The organism is Clostridium porci, from assembly GCF_009696375.1.
GTDB classification, from domain to species: domain Bacteria; phylum Bacillota; class Clostridia; order Lachnospirales; family Lachnospiraceae; genus Enterocloster; species Enterocloster porci.
This window is the reverse complement of the sequence record NZ_VUMD01000011.1, coordinates 75,608-98,980: the sequence shown is the minus strand read 5'-3', so window position 1 is coordinate 98,980 and position 23,373 is coordinate 75,608. Positions and strand designations below refer to the sequence as shown.

Genomic DNA, 23,373 nt, shown 5'->3' with positions numbered 1-23,373 from the left:
GGCCATCGCGGAAATGCCGGCGGAAACAAGGCCGGCTGGACAGGCCGAGCTCATGCCGGCCCATCTGGATAACTGGCTGAACATTGATTTTGAGGACAGGCGGCAAGCGGCCGATGGCCTGATCTCTCAAATCCGCGCCACCAGCGACCATGTGTCGATTGAGTGGAAAATCTAACTTTGAAATTCAACAAACACTTTGCATCGCCTGTGTGCCCTTGTCAAGCGATGCTAACATATACAACATATTCTTGTTTCTGTGCGTTTTCAGTTTCCGGCCTTCTGGGGTTAAATATAGACGCCAGATATGTAATATAATACTTTCCTGTTTAATATAACCTTCTTTATACGCAGATGGATATGAAAAGTCATTGTCCAAACTGGTTATATCAACATCATTGGTCAAGTTGGAATGCTTATAGATAATTACACCTTTGTTTTTCAGAGACAGCAACATATTATAATAAGTTTGTTTACACATAGTAGCACCACGGCATACATCTGGTCATGGACAAGCAAACATGTATCCTGTATCTCATTTCTTTCGAGCTACAACCACAAACCGTCCATGCTCCGTATGATAACTACAGGTAATCAATGTTAATAACGTATCTCCATAGCTCGCAGATATTCCGGTATCATACAGAGAAGCCTTTTTCACTTTTTCCACATACTCGGAAAATACCGAAGGACTGCTCAAATCAGTATATTTATAAAAACGGAACACACCTTGCTCATTCTGATAAAAAACCCTGGAATAGAAGGCTCCCACAACCTCATATGTTCCTGTTTCATAAATCGTATCAAATGCTATGGTGGAATGCTTCCTATAAAATTCTTTATCCTTATAGGATAGCAGGGTCTTAAACATTGTCCCATTTTTCATGTTATGACCGTATATAAGGTAGTTGCTCCCCTGTTCCTTATAGTCTCCGTCCAGAAAGGGGATTCCGCTTGTGGATTTTGTTTTATCAAATGCTCTGTGGAGATAGTATTCTGGTTCGTCCGGCGTATACATCACCGGATAATCTACCTTCGTCCCTTCAATCTTGATCCAGCCAAACAAATCGCTATTTTCCTTTGCCAGCTCCGCATACTGGGGCAAGGGGGAAGGTTCTGATATAGGAACTACGGAGGTTTTCATAATAGAAGCACTTAGTTCTGCTGCCACCAAAGGCTCTTTCCTTACCCTGGCAGAAAGCTTTCCAAAGTCTGTCTGGTCTTTGGATAATCCCAGCAAGCCAGAAAGCAGCATAAATAATGAAACGCAAAATAAAGTGGCACAAAAGGCCAGCCCCGGCAATACATACCAACGCCTCCTTCTGCGGCGTGATCTGCCTCTCTGTATCAGTCTGTCTGATTGATCCGGTCTATTCATACCTGCTGTTTACCTTCCCATCCTGCTTTCCGCACAGCTCAAATACAGATACCTTCGCGTCAGGAATTGACTTTATAATGTGGAAAACCAATTCGTTTTGATGCATCTCTGTTTTTCTCCTTTGTTTGATATTTGACTGAAAGCCGTGGGTTTTCCATAGCTCCCAGCCATAAATCAATGATTTATATTAACGGTTTCCACGCTTTCCTTTATACTGCCCTTTTTTCCTGTTCCCACAAAGATACAGGCTGCACGGACTCAGGAAGGAAAGTGCCGCAAGCATTGCCCAGATTTCTATACCACTAGTATCCTCTGTTTTGGGTACAATATCCAGCCTGAAGCCTCCCACTCGTTCCAATACAGGCGTTGTGGTATTAGCAAAGGCAGGCGTTCCGTCATATGGCTGTCCCTCTTTCTCGTATACCACGCTTGCTGTATAATCATACTCCCGTGTTACAGTCACAAGCACCTTGTAAGAGGCAGTATCATAATTGACGCCACGATCCTCTCCTGGCTGCTCGGTAATATAGTAAATAAATGTTCCAGTCTGATTAAAGGCTATACTGTCAAAGGTAATATTGCCGCCCTCATTATTTTTAGCCTGGAGCGTTTGTCCGTTTTCATCCTTCAAAAGGAAGGTGAAGGAATCTCCATTGGGAATGAGGCCGTCCACGGTCTTAATCGCCGTCAGCGTAACATTGGCTGAACCAGGTGTATGACTGTCCCCGCCTCCTTTTGAAGGTAGGTTGGGCTTCTCTCCGCCTACCGGCGGCGTATCCGGCTTCTCCACAACCACCGTTTAGGCCTTGTCGTCCTTATCCTTATGCTCGATCCGGTGCTTCTTGGTTCCTGTGGCAAAGGTTAATTCCTCTGTGGATTCTGCCTCCTCATACACCACATAGGTCACTCCCGCTTCCAGTGTTACATTGGTAAAGCTTATGCTTTCTGTTCCCTCCTCCTTCGCAGGGGTAAACCGTTTGCTTACGCTCTTTCCTACCTGGACTGCATGTTCTCCCTCTATCTTCATCAGACTTCCCGTCAAGGTGTATTCCTTACCTGGCACCAGGCCCTTATAGCTTATTGTATCCACAACTGTTTTGTTAGAGCCTGCTTCCTCCTGTAACGCCTCCTTGTCACTGGCGCTTCTTCCATCTATGCTCACGCTGGTTCGTAAGGATGCCTTGTCCTCAGGAAGCTCAGGAACTATTTCCTCAGCTATCCTTAATGTTGCAAGTGACTGTACGCTATGTCCTATTCTTCTCTGAGCGTCATATATACGCATCTCAACAGCTACATTTGAAGGAATCAGATCATCCTTTAATATAAGAGTTTCTATCTCACTGCGTGCATCGTTCCAATTTTGCACACCATACTTCGTCTTTCTCTGACCATTGCTCCATCCATATATCTCATCCTGTGTCAGCGTATAAAAAGTAAATCGGGGAAGACTATATCTTTCCTGTATCTTTGTTGGATCGCTGGCAAAAAGATACATAGCATTTCTGATTCTTACAAAGCAGGTTTCAGAGTCTGCTTTCGGACTGGCTTCTCTTAGCTCCTGATACAATGCGTTTGCATCATATTCCTCCAGAAGTTTATATTCCCCTATATGGCTATCTCCACCATAATAGGACGGTGTTCCATAATTACTCTGTATACAGAATGCCCATTCTTCTACCACTTCTTTGGTTTCTGCATCCACTACAGATAAATATTCTCCCTTATCCTTGGCATAATATAAACTATCTGCATCAAGATCCATATCATTATTTGGAATAGCCGCTCTGGTTCTAAATGCAAGAGTTTCCGGCAGCTCTAATACTTCACCATCGATCACATCCATCTTATCCGCTTCTGAATCTGTGGCAGTAACTATATCTTCTATTATTTCTTCTCTTAGTGTATTAGCATCTTCTTCTATTTCTACGCTGCTCACTTCCTCTCTTCTGGCGTCGGATGAAGTTGCTTTCTCAATAGACTCAGCCCTTACATCAGACAATCCTTCTGCTCCGGCGTAAGCAAGCAGGCTGTTACCTAACAGTATCACCATCATCAATAGACTAAGAGCCAGAGAAAGCATCCTTGCTTTCATTGTTCTCGTTATCATCGTATTTTCCTTTCATTTGTTTTACTGTATAGTATCCTCATTTCCAAGCAATTCCCTGTAGTCCGCGTTCTCTATTATTCTGGTTTTCCAGCATGTGCAGTATCACTCCTCCTTTCACCTGTATTAAATGTCTTGAAAATCAACTCTTCTTAATATTTTCTTCCATTCATACCGCAGAATCAACATTCTGTGGTAATAGTATTTGATTGACCCAATGGGTATCGAGTATGTTTTTTAACGATAAGAAATACGGAAACGCAAAGTAGACCTGCAAGCTTTTTATGAACTCACAGGCTTCTTTAGCATGCTTTTTTTTAGAAGTTAATAAAAAATGATTGCTTTTTATGACTGAAGGTTGTATAATACACCACTATGTATAGGGTTTGTGTCCAGGCGAAAGTCAACCATTACCACAGAATGTTGATTCTGCGGTTCATAAGACTGGCCGCATTGCAGGAACAATACCTCCGAATGTTGATTCTGTGGTTTATAGGATTAGCCTCATTTTTTGCAGAGTACGTTCATGCTCACGAACGCCTGTTGCCACATAAATACGGGTTGTTTCAACCGACGAGTGGCCAAGTATGTCTGCCAGATTAGCCAAGTTTTTTTTAATAGCATAATAACTCTTAGCAAATAAATGTCGTAGGTTATGAGGAAATACTTTCCGTGGATTCACCCTTGCCGCTTTGCACAGCTTTTTCATATCATGACCGATATTGCTGCGGTCCAGCGGCTTTCCATTTCTTGTGCGGAAAATAACTCCGCTTTGGATTTCACATACCTTTACATATGCCTTCAGCTTTTTCAATAACTCCCTCGTTAAGAGAACGGTCCGCGTTTTCCCTTTCATGCAAATCTCAACCTTTCCTCTGCATACTGCCTCCACTGTTAAAAAGGGAAGCTCGCTAACCCGGATTCCTGTTCCACAAATAGCAACCATCACATAATAAAGGCGACGGTTCTTACTGCCTTTTGCTGCCTCCAGCAAGCGGCGATATTCTGCTTCATTTAAATCCCTTTCATCATCCATAAAGACATTTCTCTGTATTTTTAAAAATCGAACCTTGCAGCAGGAAAGTCCTGTATATTCCAGATAGGAATGGATAGCTGAGAGCTTCGCGTTAACCGTTCGTGCCTGATTCTGATTTTGCAACCATTCCCGGTATTCCAGGATCTTTGCTTTGGTAATCGTATCTCCATTCAGAAATTGAAAAAAACACATCAGCTCATGGACATACTTTTTTATCGTCAAGTTCGATTTTTCATTCTCCCTCAGATATAATTGGTAGTCTTCTAAATATTCATCTGCCATTCGTTTTTCAAGCATAGATGTTTCACCTCCATTAAGCATTATTTCTAAAATTTTTATAACCTATTCTTTATCGGAGGTGGAACAAGAAAGTAAACCTCTTGAAGCAGCAGATTATTCGAAACAACGTTCAACTCAAAATAGAACAAGGCAAAAAAAAACTGTCTAAAAAACAGGCTCTGTTCACATATGTGAAATTGTATCAGCATTTGCATTATGTGATATAACTAAAGCTAACAAAGGCTTGGAATGAATCTGTGATTGTAGTAAGACTTTCTATTTAGAACGTTTAAGAGTAAGTGTGAATTACATGAGGAAAGGAATTGCTGGTTTAATGCTTATTAAGGCAAAAGAAAGGGCTTTTCATCCATATGGATATGAAATAAAGCTATCATACATGCTCATTTATTGGAACAACAAAAAGTCAGAATTGAGCCGTGAATTTCCATCACGGCTGTTTAAAATAATTGCTTAATTCAGCGATATCCGGCACAAAAATTCTGTTTTTTTCCATACAAATCAGCTTAAGCTCCGTCAGACGTTTTACCTGCCTGGATACCGTTTCCCGTTTGGAGCCCAGCATATCAGCCAAATAGGTAATGCTTAAGCTCATATCAATCAAAACGCCTCTCTCTGTTTTCACTCCGTTATCTCTAGCCAGCTTGAAAAGCTTGGCTGCCAGACGTTTCTCTCCGCTCAGCGCGTTGGTGGTATTTTTAAGCTGACGGTAAAGGCGGCGTATCCGCAAGGCCATGGCATCCATCACCGCTCTGTTAAGGCTTCTGTCCTTTTCCATCACATAAAGGAACCGATCTCTGGGCATCACCATCACCAGAGAGTCTTCCCTCACCTCACAGCTAATCGATGCCGGCAAGGCTTGGAACATGACCTCATTTAACAAATTTCCAGGCCCAAAGGCAAATATAACCTTCTTCTCCCCCAAAGAGTTCAGCTTGTAAAGAGAAGCCATTCCTTCTGCCAAAATATAAAGGCTTCTGTTTTCTTCCCTGTCGAAAAATACATGCTGACCCTTTTCATATCGTTTGAAAAAAGCAAAGGACAGTATCTCTGAACGGCTGGCAGAACTGGCTGCTTTCAGTATATTCGAAACCTCAAAAATGTCCATCCAACACCCCCACAATCAGCTCTGTCAGCTGGTCCGTATCCTGAAAATGGTAAACAGGCTTTGGGCTGGTCATAACCGCAGCTGGCCCATAGGTCTCTGTACCAGCCTCTTTATCCGCAGCAGCTGCCCTTTGCTCCACCTTACCGTCCGACACATAAGCTAGAACCGTATTTGATCTGCATACAGGAACCGTGGAAATCTCCTGTCTTACCGTCTCCAGCTTCAGGTAATCAGAATCCTTCTGTCCTTCCAAAAGGATGATGTCCGCCTCAGAAAAGCAGCCAAAAAAGTCCTCTGCTTTAAGCCCCTCTTTCTCTTTTACCATTGAAAATTTTGTACCGGAGTAAACCACTGTGCCATAGGCGCCTGCATCCTTCATGCGCCGGCTGTCCGTCCCTGGCACATCGGCTTCAAACTCATGTCCGTCATGCTTGATAACTGCCACGCGGATACCAGCAGCGCAAAGACTCCTGACCAGCTGTTCCAGCAGGGTGGTTTTCCCTGTGTTTTTTCTTCCACTGACAGCCAGCACTGGGAGCTTGCGGCCTTTTAGCGTTTCAAGAGCGTCTGGTGAATTGACATTGGTAAACCAGTAATCTGGAATATGCTCCAAGGAGGTGTCTACCACCAGACAGTTAAGCTGTGAAAGGAACCGCGTCATCTGGTAATTTCTTTCCCTAATAGACTTTGTAAGAGAAAAAAGACAAGCTCTGGAATAATAACCGCACATCGGCTGAATCCGGCCGTCCCTGGTTCTCCAAAGCACTGCGTCATACTCCGGCCTGACACGATCCATCAGCGCCAGAAACATTTCCCTGCGAAATAAAGGCATGTCGCAGGAAACTGTAAAAAATCCCTCTGCTCCGGTTTTCTGAAAGCATGACCAGATTCCCCCCATCGGCCCCGCTCCGCTGCCGTCAGGCAGCTTTGGAATATCCTTCACATAAATCGTCCCATCCTCTCCTGTCAGGTTCTCCCTGTCTGCCGTAGAGATAACACAGGGCAAGCCCAGGGGAAGAAGCTCATCCTTAATCCTGTTTAAAAATGTCCTTCCCCGATATATAAGCTGTCCCTTATCCACATATCCCATGCGGCGCCCTCTGCCTCCCATGAGAATCAAGCTTCTCCAGTCATTCCCCATAAGATTTTTCCTTTCACCCGCCGTTTAACTGAAGCAGCCTGCATGCCAGCTGAAAATACAGCACCAAGCTCACCGCATCCACGATGGTGGTAATCAACGGCGCAGCCATAATCGCCGGATCCATATGAAATATCTGGGCTGCTATGGGCAGGATACAGCCGATGGTCTTGGCGATAATCACCGTTGCTATCAGGCTCAAAACTACAGTAAGGCAAAGCAGCTCCTGTCCCGGATAAAGAATAACCAATCGAAGATAATTTACCAGCCCCAGAAGCATACCCACAAGCAGCCCCACCTGAAGCTCCTTCCAGATAACCCGGAGAATATCCGACGGTTTAATCTCTCCCACTGCCATGCCCCGAATGATCATGGTGCTGCTCTGGCTGCCTGCATTTCCCCCTGTGTCTGTAAGCATGGGGATAAACGTAACCAACAGGGGTATAGCTGCAAAGGCTGCCTCATACTTAGCCAGAATCCCGCCTGTAATCATGCTGCTGATCATAAGAATCAGGAGCCAGGCCAGACGGTTCTTCGCCAGCGTCACAACTCCTGTCTTTAGATAGGGCCTCTCACTTGGAATCATAGCTGCCATCTTTTCAAAATCCTCCGTGGCCTCCTGTTCCATAACGTCCACTACGTCGTCCACGGTAACGATCCCTACCAGCCGATCCTCATGATCCACCACCGGAAGGCTTAAAAGGCCGTACTTTCGGAAGCGCTCCGCTACCTCCTCCTGATCATCGGTAGTAATCGCCTTGATCACATGCGTGTCCATAATATTCTCTATCATTTCCTCATAAGGGTGCATCAGCAAATCCTTCACTGTAACCACCCCTTCCAGAGTACGCTTGGCATCCATCACATAGCAGGTATAGATCGTCTCCTTATCCACTCCATGCCTGCGAATATAGGAAAACGCCTCCTTCACAGTCATAGCCTTCTTAAGCCCCACATACTCCGCAGTCATAATGCTTCCCGCGCTGTTCTCCGGATACTGGAGAAACTGGTTGATAAGCTGCCGGGTATCAGAAGTGGAGTTCTTAAGCACACGCTTTACTACATTGGCCGGAAGCTCCTCCAGCATATCCACCGCATCATCTACAAACAGATCGTTGACAATGGCGCTCAGTTCATAGTCGGTAATGCTGTTAATAATGTGTTCCTGGGTTTCCACAGGGAGACAGGCGAACACATCGCTGGCAAGCTCCTTGGAAAGCATACGGTATACCACCACCGTCCGCTCAGAATCAAGTTCCTCAATAAAGGCGGCAATATCCACCTCATTCATCTCCGACAGCTTTTCCTTTAAAAGCCGGAACTGCCTGCTCTCCAGCAGCTCCATCAATTTCTTTAAATTCACATTCTCCTGCATGTTATTCCGTTCATGAAGGGTACTAATCCATGAAAGCAGCATACAAAATAGCCACAATTACATTGTACTCTCATACACCTGTAATTTATGGCTATCATCATAAACGTACTCCAGTTCTAATAGATTCTTACCGGCAGTGAAAGCAAAGCGAGCCCAAAGCCGCATACGCAGCTCCCACCACCATACGCCTATGATAATTGTCTGCTTCCATCTTACGACTTCGACCTTCCACTCCGGTTCACTTCCTTTCCTCATCCAATCTATCTTTATCAAGCATACCAGCATACGGCAGTAAAATCAACCCCTAAATGTTAAGAATTAATTGATTTGATTATCCGTCTTTTAAAATTCTTTCTTGTTCATAATCGAGAAACTGATTTTCATAGATACTAACCAAACACCAATAGCGGCAGCGGTTGCGGCTGCAATTAACGTTCCCAAAGGTATCCTTGGAAGATGGTTGATGACATTGAGCATATCAATTCCCAATATTTCAGCCCCTTTCACAATAGCAATACCAATGATACATAACAAGCCGATTGTAGCAGTAATTACAATTCGACCTTTTTCTCCGCCGAATTTAAGCTGGATCGGTATCATTACCGCTTGAATAACAAGCATGAAAGGCACAAGCATCAAGGCTATCATCATTGTATCAGAAAGGGATGCCGCCTCTTTTTGAAGGCTGGCAATGACTGCTAAAAGTACTGAAACAATCCATGCACTGCCACCGAGCAATAAACTGAAACAATACTTTTCGACCGTATAGCCTGTACGGCTGACAGGCAATGTAAACAAAAACGCATAGCCGTTGTCAAATTCATCATAACTGATTGTGCTTAACGTAAACAGAGATATTACAAATGTCAAAAAGCCGATCATGAATGCTATGTCCTCATAAAGAACCATCATGCCGATTGCTGTGGCAACAATGATTATGAAGAAATTCTTTTGCATTTTCAGCAGCTTGAAATCCTTTACTAATAAACCTTTCATTGTTCTTGCCCCCTTATCATCATTGTAATCACTTCATCAATCGTTCCTTTTTCCACTGCAATTTTCGGGTAGTTATCCATGTAATACTGTTTCTGATTTGTCAAACAGCTGTATCCGTATGTTTCTTTCTTTGAGCGGAGAATAAACTGTTTATCCAGCTTGCTGTATTGCTCTGCTTCAACTTTCAGCAAAGCATAATCACTCAATAGAACATCTGTATCTTCGTGCAGAATAATAGTTCCCTCATGTATCATATAAAGGTCATCACACAAGGTTTCTAAGTCACTGGAAATATGCGAACTAATTAAAATAGAACGTTCCTCGTCCTTTTCCATAAACTCTCTTAACATCTCCAGCAGCTCATCTCTGGCGATAACATCCAAGCCTGCTGTTGGCTCGTCCAGTATTAGCAGCTTTGCATTGTGTGAGATTGCCACAAGCACTTTTAATTTTGCTTTCATACCCGTTGAAAAGTCTTTGATTTTCTTATTGAACGGCAGCTGAACCCTGTTTACCTGTTCCATGAAAAATGAATCGTCAAAATTCCTGTACATTTTTTTTAAGACAGGAACAATATCCTTGATTGTCAAATATCCGCTGAACCCAGAATCAGAAAGTACAACGCCTAAATTCTCTTTATCTTCTGGGGTAAACCTCTGCAAATCCTTTCCCAGAATGGTAACTTTTCCACCGCCAATGGAAATCAGGCCTAATATCGCTTTAAAGGTCGTACTCTTTCCAGCGCCATTTTGTCCAATCAGTCCTGTTACACAGCCCTGCATGACCTCTAAGGAGCAATCCAGGGAGAAATTATCATAATTCTTTTTTAAATGCTCGATTTTCAACATAAACATCAACCCTCCAAAATCAAATCAAATAAACTCTTTATATCTTCATCACTAATTCCACAACGTCTTCCTTTCTGAATTGCCTGTTCTAGATCTGCCTCCAATTCCTTTTTTTGTTCTTCCAGTAAAAGCTCCGTATTCACTGCCGCTACATACGTTCCTTTTCCATGTACGGTTACTGTAAAACCCTCACTTTCCAAATTGTCATATGCTTTCTTGACCGTTAAAGCACTTATCTTTAATTCCTTGGACAGTATGCGGACGGAGGGCAGATTATCATTTCTCTTTAGCTCCCCGTTGCGTATGAGCCTTTTTATCTGGTCTACAATCTGCTCATATATAGGAACCATTGAGGACGTATTAATAATGATTTTCATTTCTGGAATTTCCTCCTTTGTTCTATAACAGTATATAACAGGCAATAACTGTTGTCAAGTGTTATATACTGTTTATCATCTTTGCTTCACTTATTATTTCCAATGTATGATAGCCTGATATTCTTTCTTCAGCATGTGCATCACACCTTCTCGATTCCATAATAAGGAAAAAGCCGGCATATGCCAAATGTTTTGACAATTTAAAACAGTCAAGTCCTGGTGGCAAGCCATAGCTAAGATGGCAGAACAGAATACTCGTTTGAATATAAAGAGAGATTTCTCGATTCAAAAATGTTAGATTTATTTAAGTTATGATAGAGCAACCTACAGCAAGGAGGCTGAGAGGCTGACTCAAATAGAAAAAGCTTGGTTACAATCATGTGGTAAGAACAGAAGGCTCTTTTTCGATCTAGCATTGGGGGAATAGCGAACATGCGTGGTACTATATGATAAAAGCCGCAACCGCTCCGGCCTGTTACATTAGCGGCGCCACCAGGCGCATCAGGCGGCCCAGCTTTTTGCCTGACCAGCTGTAATTTTTACAATTCTCCATCGTAATCAGCATACAATTTTCAAGGGTTTCCTGGTAATCCTTCTCCACATCCAGCACCACCGGATGGTCATAGATGTATGCGGCACATTCGAAATGCAGGTACAGGCTTCTGAAATCCAGGTTAATGGTTCCCACCACTGCCTTTTCATTATCACTTACAAATACCTTTGCATGAACGAACCCCGGCGTATACTCGTATATCTTAACTCCTGCCTGAATCAGCTCCGGATAATAGGTTCTTGCCAGCATATAGGCATATTTCTTATCCGGGATGTGGGGCATAATAATTTTCACATCAATCCCCCGTTTGGCTGCATAACAGAGGGCATTTTTCATCTCGTCGTCCAAAATCAGATAGGGCGTCATAATATGAACATAGGACTTAGCCTGATTCAATATATCCATATACACCTGCTCTCCTACCTGCTCCCGATCCATTGGGCTGTCCCCATAGGGAAGGACAAAGCCGTTGCTGTCAAGCCCCTCAGAAAGCTGATAATCAGCAGGCGTCAGATAACGGCTGTAAGCTTCCGGAGTACGTTCTGTTATATTCCACATTTGAAGAAACATCATGGTAAAGCTGAGAACCGCGTCCCCCTTCAGCATAATAGCCGTATCCTTCCAATGTCCAAAGCGGGTCTTCTGATTGATGTACTCATCTGCCAGGTTCACACCGCCTGTAAATGCGGTATGCCCGTCAATGACCGCAATCTTCCGGTGATCCCGGTTATTCTGGTAGGTGGACAGCGTAGGCCTTATCGGTGAAAACATCTTACAGCGAATCCCTTTTCTCTCCAATTCCTGAGGATAATGGTAAGGAAGTAACATGAGACAGCACATACCGTCATATAGAAACCGGACCTCCACACCTTCTCTCGCCTTCTCTTCCAGTATTTCAAGAATACTGTCCCACATAAATCCCCGATCCACAATGAAATACTCCATAAAAATGAATTTTCTGGCAGACCTCAGCTCTCTTTTCAATGCCTCGAACTTATCCTCTCCCAGAGGAAAATATTCTACATAGGTGTTCTCATAAATCGGATAGCCTGCCATATTGTTCATATAATCCGCCAGGTGACTGCCCTGAAGACTGCGCTGCCTGAGCCTGTCCTGAACCCTCTGATCTTGATTCAGAAACGGTTGTGTAGCCTTTATATTCATCTTAATTCGCTTAGCCAAAAGCTTTGTTTGAAGCTGCGTCTGTACCAGGATATAAAAAAGCACGCCGAACACAGGAATCACCAAAACCGGCACAATCCAGGCCAGCTTAAAGCTGGAATTAATAGGTTCATTAAAAATATAGATGATGACCGCAGCACTGAGCAGAAGGGATACCCCATAAATAAGCGGCACATAATCCTCCAACAGCCGAAAGGAGCCCACCAAGATCCCTATTTGAACCATCATAAACAGAATGACAAATGCGGTTCTGCCGAAAATAATCCGAAATAATACACGCAGTTTTTTCATTGTAATCAATATATCTCCTCTCTTGCAGCCCATACCCTATCTTATCTTATGCTATCCCACTATTTCCCCGTATCCTTCCTTTTTCAGGCTTCCCCTAAAGCCCCTTTATTCCAGTGCCTGACGGATATACTGATAATATACTCCCCTTTAAATCGTAATCAGGTTGTATTCTTTATTACCCAGCCCCAGCTTTACCGCATGGTCAATACAGCTCTCCCAATTCGTATCAGGGTGAGCGTTGATAAAATGATCATGGCTGTGCTGCGCCTGCTCTGCCAGGAAGCTGCCATCCAGCACAGGCTGTCTGTTCACCGCATCCGCACACGCCATATCCAGAGCTACCGGATCAAAGGAAGCAAACATGCCTACATCAGGCACAATGGGGGCGTCGTTTTCCGCATGGCAATCACAGTTGGGGGAAACATCCACTACCAGGCTTACATGAAAGCTGGGGCGATCCTTTAAAACAGCCAGAGTATACTCCGCTATCTTCCGATTCAGTATATCATTAGCCTCGTCATACATAGAGGTAACTGCGTCCACCGGACAGACGCCGATACAGCGGCCGCAGCCCACACATTGAGCCGGAGAAATCGAGGCCTTGCGATCCGCTACCGTAATGGCACTATGGGCGCATACCCGCCTGCAGGCTCCGCAGCCTATACATGCTTCCCTATGGACAAAGGGCTTTCCCGCATTATGCATCTCCATCTTTCCCGCCCTGGAGCCACAGCCCATTCCCAGGTTCTTTAAGGCTCCTCCAAATCCAGTTGCTTCATGTCCTTTAAAATGAGTAAGGGATATCACAATATCCGCGTCCATAATGGCACGGCCGATTTTGGCCTCTTTCACATACTCCCCTTCAATGGGAACCAGCGTTTCGTCCGTTCCCTTCAGTCCGTCTGCAATAATCACATGACAGCCTGTAGCAAAGGGATTGTAGCCGTTCTCATAGGCTGCATCCAAGTGGTCCAGCGCATTTTTCCTCCTGCCTACATAAAGCGTATTGCAGTCCGTCAGAAATACCCTTCCCTTTTGTTCTTTAATCAGATCCACCAACACCTTGGAATAATTTGGCCTCAGATAAGCAAGGTTGCCCGGTTCTCCGAAATGGATTTTGATGGCTGTGTATTTGTTATTAAAATCAATGTCCATCATACCGGCCTTTTTAACAAGACGCTCCAGCTTCTGCAGGAGATTTTCTGTCAATGTAGTTCTCATATTCGTGTAATATACGTTTGATGCTGCCATGGTATCCTCCTTTTGAATCGTTATATTAGTTCATTATACTTCAATTTTTTCACACTTTCAATCATAAAAAGAGTGCAGCCAAAAGGGCATAAAGGGCACATAATTCATACTTCTAAAATTAGATTGGGCTCCGCTTTTCCCCTCTAAAATAATTCAAGGTAATACCTTTCATTAGGTAATACCTTTCATTTCCAGACATAAAGAATGCTCCCTTCTAAGTAAACAGTTTTATTTTCCAACTGTCTACATAAAAGGGAGCATACCATAAAAGCCTTTTATAACATTTGTTTTATTTTCTATTCTGGCATTCTACAGCATTTTCTTCATCTCATCGGCCACAAACTGAACCTTGGTTCCGATAATTACCTGTACGGCAGTCTTGCTGGGGCGCATTACGCCTGCCACTCCTGCAGACTTAATCTTCTTCTCATCCACTAAGGTATAATCCTTAACCTCAAGTCTAAGTCTTGTGATACAGTTATCCAGGGAGGTTACATTGTCCTTGCCGCCTAAGCCCTCCAGAACGATGGAGGCTACCTGTGTAAAGTCATCATTTGCAAGAACGGCTGCCATCTCGGCGTCCAGATCCTCATCCTCACGCCCCGGAGTCTTTAAATTAAAGGCTACAATAGCGGTACGGAAGATAACATAGTAAATAACTGCTACTACAACACCCTCTACCAGCAGCATATATGGCTGGTGTGCCATAGGAAGCCGGCTGCTTAAGAAGAAATCCACAAAGCCTGCGCTGAAGCCAAAACCTGCAGTCCAGCCGAACATAGCGGTCACTGCTACCACAATACCTGTGAGGATCGCATGCACCAGATATAATCCTGGAGCAAGGAACATAAATGCGAACTCCAGAGGCTCGGTTACGCCTGTAAAGAAGGAAGATACAGCGCCTGCCAGTAAAAGGCCGTATGCGATCTTCTTCTTGTCAGACTTGGCGGTATGGTACATAGCCAGAGCTGCCGCTGGAAGACCAAACATCATAACAGGGAAGAAACCAGCCTGATACATACCTACACGGTAATTTCCGATCACTCCGCCTGCTGCAAGGAGCTCTTCAGTGGGGCTCCAGAAGTTTCCGATATCATTGATGCCGGCCAGGTTCTGCCAGAACACCTGATTCAGCGCATGGTGAAGTCCTGTAGGTATCAGCAAACGGTTAAAGAATGCATAGATACCGGCTCCGATGGCGCCCATATCCTTGATAGCCATTCCAAGTCCTACCAGGCCGGAGTAGATAACAGGCCAGATAAAGAACAGAATAATAGACACTCCCAGCATAGCAACAGAAGTAATGATAGCTACACAGCGCTTACCGCTGAAGAAAGACAGGGCATCCGGAAGCTTCGTTCTACTGAACTTATTATAGCAGCCAGCTGCAACCAAACCGGATATAATACCGGTAAAAGCATTTTTAATTGCATCAAATGCAAGCTTAGCATCCATGTTGTCACGGGCAAATACGCCTACAGCATCCAAATCGCCTTCCGGCTTGATTCCCTTCAGCATCACCACAACGCTGGTACTCAAAAGTGTAGTTACCACCAGGAAAGCAACCAGACCCGACAGGGCAGCTGCTCCATCCTGCTCCTTAGCCATACCAACTGCCACACCGATGGCAAACAGATAAGGCAGGTTATCCACCAGCGCACCGCCGGCCTTGATTAGAAACGCTGCAATCTGGTTGTTTGCACCCCAGCCATTTGGGTCAATCCAGTAACCAATACCCATGAGCAGCGCTGCTGCCGGCAGAACTGCTACTGGTAACATCAGTGACTTACCCAGCTTCTGCAAATACTTCATCATAACTTAAATCCCCTTTCTTAATGAGAGCTCCCATGCATGCTTAATGGGAATACTCTGAATTATATATTTGTTATTGCTCTATCTAAACCCACCGGGTTTAAATCATGTACCGGCAACCCCAAGGCTTTTCAGCTCATGAAGGTTCTATCTCTGATTCATTAGAAGCTCCACCGCTTGCATGGCTTCTTCTTCATCAGGTCCCTCTATGCAAAATACCACCTCATCTCCAGCCACAGCGTCCAAAGCCATAATGCTCATAGCATCCTTTCCGTCTGCACGTTCTCCCTTGCATATAATTTCCACCCTTGAGAGAACCTTACTCATTTTCATCATCAGCATGGCTGCCGGCCTTGCATGAAGCCCCATCTCATCCTTTAGTATAAATCTGCGTTCAATCACAGTAACGCCCGCCTCTTTACAGTTTGATAATCACCGACTCTCCCGCACTTACATCCATGCCGTAGATGGATTCCAGCTTTGGAAACTCCGGCGTATTGCAGACAATCACCGGTGTGGTCACATCATATCCAGCTTCCTTAATCTTAGCAAGATCAAACTCCACCAGCAGATCTCCCTGCTTTACCTTGTCACCTGCCGACACATGGGCCTCAAAATACTGTCCCTTAAGCTGCACCGTATCCAATCCGATGTGGATGATCAGCTCCGCACCGTAATCTGTCTGAATGCTTACCGCATGCTTTGTGTCAAAAACCATAGTCACCTGTCCGTCACATGGAGCGACGACCCTTCCCTCAGAGGGGACTACTGCCGTTCCCTTTCCAAGTATCTCCTGGCTGAAGGTTGGATCAGCCACGTCCTGCATAGAGACAGCCTTTCCCGTAACTGGCGCGGCAATGCACCGCTCTATCTGATTTTCTCCCCCAAACATCTTTTTAAATACACCAAGCATCCTTATTAACTCCTTTCAATATGCATAAATTTCGGGCATTCTCCATTTTTTATCTGCTTCTAATTCTGCGGATATGAAGAGTCAGGTAAGCCAGCTCCTCCTCCGTCACCTCATGCCCATACTCCCTTTGAATCAATGCCTTTACCTTCTGGCTGCAGGCATACTCCTCCGGATACATCCGGTCAATCATTTCCTGAAATTCCAGATTATCCAGTTCCATACGCTCCCCTGTAAATACCCGCTGTGCCAGAAACCGCAGATGGGTAATAAAACGTTCGTAGTAGAGGGACTGTTTATCCAGCTCCACCTGAAAATACTCCTTTACCACCTCCAGCACCTGTTGAATCAAATTTGTGATCTTTATTGTATCACCCATAGGCCCATCGTATTCTGCATTGACAATATGAAGGGCAATGGAGGCCGCCTCGTCCACAGAAAGCTTGACTCCCAGATCCCTCTCTATCATCGCGATGGCATATTCGCCAATGAGGTACTCCTCATTGTAAAATGCCTTCACCTCCCTAATTAAAGGATTTGAGAACATCATTTTCTGCTTAAAACGCTCCAATGCAAAATTTATATGATCCGTAAGGGTAATATACACATTTGGGTTAATAGGACGGTTCAGAACCGACTTTGCATAGCTGATAATTTCTGCCGAGATCTGCACATGCTCCATGGGTAAATTTACAAGCATTTCTTTAAACCGATCCATTGTATTCTGGCTGTCCAGCCGGAACACCTTCTCTATTTTCTCCTGATCGATAACAGAGCCCTCCCTGGCTTTAAAGCCAATACCCCTGCCCATCACCACAATTTCCCTGCCATCCTCATCACAGGTGCTGACTATATTGTTATTAATAACCTTTACTATCTTCATCCCTGCTCCTGATTAAAAACAAAAAAACCAAATTTGTTAAAAAGATATATCCAAACCTAATTTTGCTTTGGTCTATCCTCTCTTTAACAAACCTGGTTTTGCCTGCCAAACAGTAACAATCCTATTTAAAATTATATTTTCTTTTGCTGTAAAAAGCATAACAAATTTTAAGAAAAAAGTCAATAATAATTTATATATTTTTTATATTTATAATTTTTTCTTCTCCTATATCCGTACATAAACATACACAACCGCAGTAACTGCCAGATAGAACCAAGTGGCAGGATTGGAAAACCAAGTAGTGAAAAAGGACAGCATCATATACATGGCAATCTGGGCATAAACCACATGACCAACCGGGCAGGACAGCTTTCTTCTTTTTTCCACCAGCCAGCAGCAGGCCCCTCCAAGTACAGAGCCCAGCAAAAGCATTCCCAGAGCTCCAAAATCATAGTAGGCATCATAGAATAAGGTTACTGTAGTCAGCTCCTCCTTTGTTACAAAGAGGGGAAAGGACACCAGCTCAGGGAACAGAAACTTAAGCCCTGTAAGAGCCCAAACAGGAAAAAGCATTCTAAGTCCCATGGCAGGGGTTCCCAGCTGCTCTACCAGGCAGTTAAAATTATCATAATTATTGGCAATGTACATATAGGGCTGGGTAATAAAGATAGGCATTCTGCTGTTTTTCATCTCAAATATCCCGTTTAGGTATTCCACGCTGTGGCTGCGCATCACAGTTAAAACCAGATAAGCCGGGATCATGCAGCACAAAAGAAGCCCCACATATCGGAGCTTAAAGGTGCCCGTCATAGAAATATAGGTAAATGCAGCCATACCCACAGCCAATATCAGCTGAAATCTGGACACGCAAAGCACAGGCACAGCCAAAGAAAGCACTGTAAACGCCAGCCCCGTCCAGAAGCCTCTGTCTCTGGAAAATCCTCTTCCCCTGTGCGCACGCATCAGCACATACACAACAAACAGGCTGGGTGTCAGCACACAGGACACAGTCAGGTAGTGAACTCCGCTGACATGAAAATAAGAGTAAGCATGAGGTACACCAAAGGAAAACAATGGCACAAAGCCCAGCCTCCACGCCTCAAACAAAAAGGACAGAAGGGATACCGCGGTTAATCCGCCCATGGCCTTTAAAATTCTTCTTCCCTGAAGGGGAGAATCCACGGAAGCATTGTACCGGCGCACCAGTTGAAAATCCCTCTCCCTCCAGCTGGTCATCCGTCTGGAAAGAGCCTCAAACACTCCCCAAAAAGACACCACTCCCCAAAAAAGGCATACCCAGGTTTCTGTACTCCAGTCCGTTTGAAGACGGCTTAATTTAAAGCAGGAGATCCCCTGTCCTCCCACAAAGAAAAGACAGAACAGCCCCCGCAGATGAATCAGGTTCCTGCTGCATCTGTAATCCCTTCCATATAGCCACAGGGCAGCGGCAACTAAAACCAGCCCGGACAGTATGTAAGCATGCTGCCGGGCCAATATAAAGCTTATTACGTAGCAAATCAAATATACAGCCATTAAAACTTAACCTTTTCCACAAAGGCCTTCATGTAGCTTTCCACCTCAGCTGCCGTTGCAAAGGTCATCGCCTTATCAGCCACAGACCGAAGCTCTGCCAAACTGTACTCTGTCACCATCTTTCTGACCTTCAAAATCGCGGACGCGCTCATACTGAATTCATTAAGCCCAAATGCCAGAAGCAGCGGAATCATCATTGGATCGCTGGCTGCCTCTCCGCACATGCCCACCATAATTCCTGCTTCCCGGCCGCTAGCAATAATATGCCGAATGCTTCTGAGCACTGCGGGATTGAAGGTGGAGTACAAATAAGATACCTTTTTATTGCCCCTGTCCACAGACATGGTATACTGGGTAAGGTCATTGGTTCCGATACTGAAAAAGTCCACTTCCTTTGCAAACAGATCCGCAATCAGGGACGCTGCCGCAGTCTCCACCATAATGCCTACCTGAATATCCCTCTTATATGCGATTCCCTTGCTGTCCAGCTCTGCTTTCAGCTCCTCAACCAGCGCCTTGGCCTGGCGGTACTCCTCAATACAAGTTACCAAAGGCACCATAATGCGAATATTGCCATAGGCGCTGGCTCTCAGCAGCGCTCTCAGCTGGGGCTTATAGATATCTTCCTGACGATCCAGGCAGAAGCGGATGGCACGGTAGCCCAGGAATGGGTTTTCATCCTTTTCCAGGCCCAGATAAGGGATTTCCTTGTCTCCGCCAATATCCAGCGTACGGATAATCACAGGCTTGCCCTTCATGGCAATAGCAACCTGTTTGTATGCCTCATACTGCTCCTCTTCAGTAGGTGCAGCTGTTCTGTCCATAAACAAAAACTCCGTACGAAAGAGGCCGATACCCTCGCCGTCATACCGGAGTACCTTGTCAACATCCTCCGGTTTTCCGATATTGGCCACAATTTCTACCTTCACTCCATCCTTTGTCACTGACGGCTTCCCAATATACTGCTCCAACTCCTTTTTCTCTGCCATAAATTGATTCTTTTTATGCTGATACTCCTCCTTCACAGCAGGCTCCGGATTCAGATATATCTCTCCTGTGCTTCCGTCCAGCACTATGTCATCCCCATCCTTCGCCTCAGATAAAAACGCGGTGACTGCAACCACAGCCGGAATCTCAAGCGCCCTTGCCAAAATAGCGCTGTGGGATGTCCTCCCCCCAAGCTCCGTTACAATACCGGTCACATTGTCCGGATTAATTCCCGCTGTCATAGAAGGGGTCAAATCCTCAGCCACAATAACGCTTCCCTTTGGCAGTGAAGATATATCCACAGACTGGATACCCATAAGCGTTTTCTGCAGGCGCGTCTTAAGGTCACGCATATCTGTCGCTCTCTGCTGCATCAGCTCGTCCCCCATGGAGGCAAACATATCCGCATACATGCTGCACACATTCTCAACTGCAATCTCGCTGTTTATGCCCTCATTCTGAATAGAGCCTTCAATTTCGCCTGTAAGCATCGGATCCGACAGAAGCATCATATGCCCCTTCATAATTTCAGCCTCTTTCTCCCCCACTCTTGCGGCCAAATCCTCAGCTATACGCTCTGTATCCTTGATAGTTTTCTCCAGCGCTCCCTTAAAGCGCCGGATTTCAGCAGCGGTATCACTGACTGCCTTTCTGGTAATAACCAGCTTTTCCTCCTTCACGATCACCGCTTTTCCAATTCCAATTCCCGCAGACGCGCTTGTTCCCTTGTACATTCCCTGTACCTCCTTATTAATTATTATCGCATTTTGTGTTTACAGGCTCACCAAGCTCTGGCTGACCTCACTCTCCCAATCCATCCTCAACAATCTTCACGATAGCTGCCAAGGCCTCCTCCTCGTCTGGTCCCTCGCAGATAAACGTAAGCTCATCTCCAGACTTGACACAGGCTCCAAGAACGCTTAATACACTCTTGGCATTGGCCGTTGTATTGCCTATCTTAAACGATATCTTGGATTTATAAAGCAACGCCTCTTTACAGAGGATGCCTGCCGGCCTCAGATGAAGGCCGGTTGGATTTTTAATTACTGCTGCCGCACTTACCATCTTACCGCTCTCCTTGCATAACAAATCAATCTCCTTCACTCCCCATTCTGATGAGTGACAGCGGAGCTTCCTTCTTCCCCTGCTTCCGTGGAGGCAGCTTCCTCCTTCTTACTTTCCGATGGTTCAAAAGCCTCCGATGTACCTTCAATTCCCTTTTCCTGAATGGTTATCTGAGGCCGGTCATAGCTGACCACCTCATAGGCTGCTCCCAGACGGAAGGTGAGATCTGTATTGTAAGTTCCTGGTTTGAGGGAGCTTGCATCCAGCTCTGCCTCCACCTCAGCCTCCGTAAGATGATCCAAATCCTCCTTCAGTCCCTTTACAACCACATTCACATACTCTGAGCCATACTGGTAGTTATACCGGCTGTCAGAGCCCACCAAACGAATCTGACCGGAAGATAAGCGGTACGTCCGGCTTTCCAGAGCCTCCACCTTCATTACAATCTTTATCTCTCCGGAGGAATCCACAAGTTCCACTCCCTCTGGAAGATATTTTTTCAGATCGATCGTTACTTCCCTGTCAGAGGTTGCCCCATCCATATTCAGCTCCGGGCCTGATATAGTGATGGAATGAATGTCTGCCAGATCCGATTTAAGCCCCTTTACAGCCACTGAATTTCTGCTGCTCTCAATTCCTGTAAACCGGTAGCCTTCAGCCACCCTTCCCTCAGGCCTAAAATCCAGAGGAAGATCCTTGCTCTTAAGAATGGTCAGAGAATAGTTAATCTCAGAACGGCTGAAAGTAAGTCTGTCATCCTCGGCAAACTCAGTTAGCTCATTGTCGTTGGCATCAAAGCATCGTACTGAAGCTGTGCCGGTCCGGTCAGAATCTGCTCCTTCAATATTAATGACGATTCCTACCTTGCTGATTCTTCCCACCATTGATACAGGTCCGCTTACATACACATAGGAAGGCGACAGCGTCACCGCCCCCCTCTTATACCCAGCAGCCGGCTGTCCCTCCACCTCAGCCACCAAATTAAAAGGCTTACGCTGCAAATCCTCTGTCAACACCCGGATGACACCGGGCCTTGCTACCGGAGAATCCACCAGCCGGCTCTTGTTGTTCTTTACCTCCACCTTCACCGGAATAGAGCCTGTGGGCTCATACATATCAGCTAAGTCTATATAAGCCCTGAAATCTGAAGCCCGGATACTGCCGGAATCCAGGGTTCTCACGCGATAGCTTACCGTGACGGTGTTTTTGTCCGTCAGAAGCTCATAGGTCTTACCGCTGGAGGCCAGTATATTCTCATTGAGAATCTCCAGCGGAACTTCCTGGGTATCTGTGTCCTCAGGGTTTGATATATTAACCACAGCCAGCCACACAAAAAATGCCAGGAAGACAGAAAGTATTTTAAGCCCCAGATTATTAGACAGCCTTTTTCCCATTTCTCAGCCTTCCCTTCCATATTCTGCTAAACCGATTAACCACGGGCTGCTCCTCCTTAGCGGCAGAAAGAATTTTCCTTAAACCGTCTGCGTCCTCCACTCTTGTCAGAATCCCCTCTTCCGCCACCGTTACCCTGCCTGTTTCCTCGGAAACTACGATTGTAATGCTATCCGTCACCTCACTGACTCCCACAGCCGCCCTGTGCCGGGTGCCCAAGTCCTTACTGATGGACATGCTGTCGGACAGAGGAAGGTAACAGGTAGCAGCCGTAATCCGGTTCCCCCGTATCACAACGGCTCCATCGTGGAGCGGAGTATTATGTTCAAAAATATTGATCAAAAGCTGGCTTGTCACAAGGCCGTTAATCTCAATCCCAGTCCGCTCAATCTCCTTTAAGGAAAAGCCCCTCTCAATTACCATCAGTGCACCGGTTTTGACCCTTGCCATCTCAAAGGTGGCTCTTACCAGCTCGTTAATGGTTTTTTCGTTAAAGCTCTGTTTTTCCTTCCCGTCATCAAATGAAAGAATTCCGGCCAGGAAATTCCGGCTCCCCAGCTGTTCCAGAGCCTTCCTTAGCTCCGGCTGAAATACCACCAGAAGCGCGGTCACAGCAATAGTTGTGGCATTTTCCATAATCCACAGTATGGTTGTCAGGTGCAGCACAGCGGCAAATACAACGAATACCAGAATAACCACCAGGCCTTTTAACAGGGTCCACGCTCTGGTATTTTTAATCCAAACCAGAATTTCATATACCAGGAAGGAAATAATCACAATTTCCAGAAGATTTCCCAGTGATATTCTAGGCAGCAGAGACAACCAAGATGAAACCTTCTCCATCAGATCCGCCATGCCCT

The 23,373-nt window shown here is 45.2% G+C and carries 23 protein-coding genes; 1 reads left to right on the top strand and 22 read right to left on the bottom strand.

The window, feature by feature from the left end:
• Positions 1-13: 13 nt before the first annotated feature.
• The gene (locus FYJ39_RS21525) at positions 14-175 is read left to right on the top strand and encodes a hypothetical protein (protein WP_407923843.1); all 162 of its coding nucleotides are present in this window, start codon (positions 14-16) and stop codon (positions 173-175) included.
• Positions 176-532: 357 nt separating this feature from the next.
• Here the strand turns inward: FYJ39_RS21525 and FYJ39_RS13150 are convergent, their stop codons facing one another.
• From FYJ39_RS13150 to cdaA, 22 genes are all read right to left on the bottom strand, one after another.
• Positions 533-1,375 (bottom strand): class B sortase, encoded by an 843-nt coding sequence (locus tag FYJ39_RS13150; protein WP_154472927.1) that lies wholly within the window; start codon positions 1,373-1,375, stop codon positions 533-535.
• Between the two features lie 187 nt (positions 1,376-1,562).
• A complete protein-coding gene (locus FYJ39_RS13145) occupies positions 1,563-2,171 on the bottom strand; it encodes a Spy0128 family protein (protein ID WP_154472926.1) in 609 nt (202 codons plus the stop codon).
• A gap of 3 nt (positions 2,172-2,174) precedes the next feature.
• Positions 2,175-3,482 carry a thioester-forming surface-anchored protein gene (locus tag FYJ39_RS13140; RefSeq protein ID WP_154472925.1) on the bottom strand — a complete coding sequence of 436 codons (1,308 nt, stop codon included), beginning with the start codon at positions 3,480-3,482 and terminating at the stop codon, positions 2,175-2,177.
• 487 nt (positions 3,483-3,969) lie between these two features.
• Complete coding sequence (locus FYJ39_RS13135) at positions 3,970-4,812, bottom strand: tyrosine-type recombinase/integrase (protein WP_235919837.1); 843 nt, start codon at positions 4,810-4,812, stop codon at positions 3,970-3,972.
• Positions 4,813-5,242: 430 nt separating this feature from the next.
• Complete coding sequence (locus tag FYJ39_RS13130) at positions 5,243-5,920, bottom strand: Crp/Fnr family transcriptional regulator (protein WP_154472924.1); 678 nt, start codon at positions 5,918-5,920, stop codon at positions 5,243-5,245.
• On the bottom strand, positions 5,907-7,061 hold the full coding sequence (gene mobB, locus FYJ39_RS13125; RefSeq protein WP_154472923.1) for a molybdopterin-guanine dinucleotide biosynthesis protein B: 1,155 nt from the start codon (positions 7,059-7,061) through the stop codon (positions 5,907-5,909). Before mobB ends, FYJ39_RS13130 begins: the two co-directional genes overlap by 14 nt.
• A gap of 13 nt (positions 7,062-7,074) precedes the next feature.
• A complete protein-coding gene (gene mgtE / locus FYJ39_RS13120) occupies positions 7,075-8,433 on the bottom strand; it encodes a magnesium transporter (RefSeq protein WP_154472922.1) in 1,359 nt (452 codons plus the stop codon).
• A 57-nt stretch (positions 8,434-8,490) separates the two neighbouring features.
• Positions 8,491-8,688, bottom strand: a complete 198-nt coding sequence (locus tag FYJ39_RS13115) for a hypothetical protein (protein ID WP_154472921.1) — start codon at positions 8,686-8,688, stop codon at positions 8,491-8,493.
• A gap of 87 nt (positions 8,689-8,775) precedes the next feature.
• The gene (locus FYJ39_RS13110) at positions 8,776-9,429 is read right to left on the bottom strand and encodes an ABC-2 transporter permease (protein WP_154472920.1); all 654 of its coding nucleotides are present in this window, start codon (positions 9,427-9,429) and stop codon (positions 8,776-8,778) included.
• Positions 9,426-10,283, bottom strand: coding sequence for an ATP-binding cassette domain-containing protein (locus FYJ39_RS13105; RefSeq protein ID WP_456236687.1), 858 nt, complete (start codon positions 10,281-10,283; stop codon positions 9,426-9,428). The genes FYJ39_RS13110 and FYJ39_RS13105 overlap by 4 nt, the downstream gene beginning before the upstream one ends.
• Entirely contained in the window at positions 10,283-10,654 is a 372-nt protein-coding gene (locus tag FYJ39_RS13100; protein WP_154472919.1) for a GntR family transcriptional regulator, read from the bottom strand. Before FYJ39_RS13100 ends, FYJ39_RS13105 begins: the two co-directional genes overlap by 1 nt.
• Before the next feature lie 475 nt (positions 10,655-11,129).
• Positions 11,130-12,680 (bottom strand): cardiolipin synthase, encoded by a 1,551-nt coding sequence (cls, locus tag FYJ39_RS13095; RefSeq protein ID WP_154472918.1) that lies wholly within the window; start codon positions 12,678-12,680, stop codon positions 11,130-11,132.
• A 147-nt stretch (positions 12,681-12,827) separates the two neighbouring features.
• Positions 12,828-13,931: a DUF362 domain-containing protein gene (locus FYJ39_RS13090; RefSeq protein WP_154472917.1), complete on the bottom strand. Its 1,104-nt coding sequence runs from the start codon at positions 13,929-13,931 to the stop codon at positions 12,828-12,830.
• Positions 13,932-14,240: 309 nt separating this feature from the next.
• The gene (nagE, locus tag FYJ39_RS13085; RefSeq protein ID WP_195840437.1) at positions 14,241-15,746 is read right to left on the bottom strand and encodes an N-acetylglucosamine-specific PTS transporter subunit IIBC; all 1,506 of its coding nucleotides are present in this window, start codon (positions 15,744-15,746) and stop codon (positions 14,241-14,243) included.
• Between the two features lie 144 nt (positions 15,747-15,890).
• Positions 15,891-16,145: an HPr family phosphocarrier protein gene (locus FYJ39_RS13080; protein WP_287848326.1), complete on the bottom strand. Its 255-nt coding sequence runs from the start codon at positions 16,143-16,145 to the stop codon at positions 15,891-15,893.
• A 16-nt stretch (positions 16,146-16,161) separates the two neighbouring features.
• The gene (locus FYJ39_RS13075) at positions 16,162-16,656 is read right to left on the bottom strand and encodes a PTS sugar transporter subunit IIA (RefSeq protein WP_154472916.1); all 495 of its coding nucleotides are present in this window, start codon (positions 16,654-16,656) and stop codon (positions 16,162-16,164) included.
• Between the two features lie 49 nt (positions 16,657-16,705).
• Entirely contained in the window at positions 16,706-17,536 is an 831-nt protein-coding gene (licT, locus tag FYJ39_RS13070) for a BglG family transcription antiterminator LicT (protein WP_154472915.1), read from the bottom strand.
• A 225-nt stretch (positions 17,537-17,761) separates the two neighbouring features.
• On the bottom strand, positions 17,762-19,069 hold the full coding sequence (locus FYJ39_RS13065) for an O-antigen polymerase (RefSeq protein WP_154472914.1): 1,308 nt from the start codon (positions 19,067-19,069) through the stop codon (positions 17,762-17,764).
• On the bottom strand, positions 19,069-20,790 hold the full coding sequence (gene ptsP, locus FYJ39_RS13060) for a phosphoenolpyruvate--protein phosphotransferase (protein ID WP_154472913.1): 1,722 nt from the start codon (positions 20,788-20,790) through the stop codon (positions 19,069-19,071). The genes FYJ39_RS13065 and ptsP overlap by 1 nt, the downstream gene beginning before the upstream one ends.
• A gap of 67 nt (positions 20,791-20,857) precedes the next feature.
• A complete protein-coding gene (locus tag FYJ39_RS13055) occupies positions 20,858-21,121 on the bottom strand; it encodes an HPr family phosphocarrier protein (RefSeq protein ID WP_154472912.1) in 264 nt (87 codons plus the stop codon).
• Between the two features lie 35 nt (positions 21,122-21,156).
• A complete protein-coding gene (locus FYJ39_RS13050; RefSeq protein WP_154472911.1) occupies positions 21,157-22,515 on the bottom strand; it encodes a CdaR family protein in 1,359 nt (452 codons plus the stop codon).
• A complete protein-coding gene (gene cdaA, locus FYJ39_RS13045; protein WP_154472910.1) occupies positions 22,496-23,368 on the bottom strand; it encodes a diadenylate cyclase CdaA in 873 nt (290 codons plus the stop codon). Before cdaA ends, FYJ39_RS13050 begins: the two co-directional genes overlap by 20 nt.
• Between the last annotated feature and the right edge of the window lie 5 nt (positions 23,369-23,373).

Coding starts and splice junctions, on each gene's coding strand:
- FYJ39_RS13110 (WP_154472920.1), bottom strand. CDS start 9,429: ATGAAAGGTTTATTAGTAAAGGATTTCAAGCTGCTGAAAATGCAAAAG.
- FYJ39_RS13100 (WP_154472919.1), bottom strand. CDS start 10,654: ATGAAAATCATTATTAATACGTCCTCAATGGTTCCTATATATGAGCAG.
- cdaA (WP_154472910.1), bottom strand. CDS start 23,368: ATGGCGGATCTGATGGAGAAGGTTTCATCTTGGTTGTCTCTGCTGCCT.
- FYJ39_RS13150 (WP_154472927.1), bottom strand. CDS start 1,375: ATGAATAGACCGGATCAATCAGACAGACTGATACAGAGAGGCAGATCA.
- licT (WP_154472915.1), bottom strand. CDS start 17,536: ATGAAGATAGTAAAGGTTATTAATAACAATATAGTCAGCACCTGTGAT.
- FYJ39_RS13065 (WP_154472914.1), bottom strand. CDS start 19,069: ATGGCTGTATATTTGATTTGCTACGTAATAAGCTTTATATTGGCCCGG.
- mobB (WP_154472923.1), bottom strand. CDS start 7,061: ATGGGGAATGACTGGAGAAGCTTGATTCTCATGGGAGGCAGAGGGCGC.
- FYJ39_RS13130 (WP_154472924.1), bottom strand. CDS start 5,920: ATGGACATTTTTGAGGTTTCGAATATACTGAAAGCAGCCAGTTCTGCC.
- mgtE (WP_154472922.1), bottom strand. CDS start 8,433: ATGCAGGAGAATGTGAATTTAAAGAAATTGATGGAGCTGCTGGAGAGC.
- FYJ39_RS13050 (WP_154472911.1), bottom strand. CDS start 22,515: ATGGGAAAAAGGCTGTCTAATAATCTGGGGCTTAAAATACTTTCTGTC.
- cls (WP_154472918.1), bottom strand. CDS start 12,680: ATGAAAAAACTGCGTGTATTATTTCGGATTATTTTCGGCAGAACCGCA.
- FYJ39_RS13140 (WP_154472925.1), bottom strand. CDS start 3,482: ATGATAACGAGAACAATGAAAGCAAGGATGCTTTCTCTGGCTCTTAGT.
- FYJ39_RS21525 (WP_407923843.1), top strand. CDS start 14: ATGCCGGCGGAAACAAGGCCGGCTGGACAGGCCGAGCTCATGCCGGCC.
- FYJ39_RS13135 (WP_235919837.1), bottom strand. CDS start 4,812: ATGCTTGAAAAACGAATGGCAGATGAATATTTAGAAGACTACCAATTA.
- FYJ39_RS13115 (WP_154472921.1), bottom strand. CDS start 8,688: ATGAGGAAAGGAAGTGAACCGGAGTGGAAGGTCGAAGTCGTAAGATGG.
- FYJ39_RS13090 (WP_154472917.1), bottom strand. CDS start 13,931: ATGGCAGCATCAAACGTATATTACACGAATATGAGAACTACATTGACA.
- FYJ39_RS13055 (WP_154472912.1), bottom strand. CDS start 21,121: ATGGTAAGTGCGGCAGCAGTAATTAAAAATCCAACCGGCCTTCATCTG.
- FYJ39_RS13105 (WP_456236687.1), bottom strand. CDS start 10,283: ATGTTTATGTTGAAAATCGAGCATTTAAAAAAGAATTATGATAATTTC.
- nagE (WP_195840437.1), bottom strand. CDS start 15,746: ATGATGAAGTATTTGCAGAAGCTGGGTAAGTCACTGATGTTACCAGTA.
- FYJ39_RS13075 (WP_154472916.1), bottom strand. CDS start 16,656: ATGCTTGGTGTATTTAAAAAGATGTTTGGGGGAGAAAATCAGATAGAG.
- ptsP (WP_154472913.1), bottom strand. CDS start 20,790: ATGTACAAGGGAACAAGCGCGTCTGCGGGAATTGGAATTGGAAAAGCG.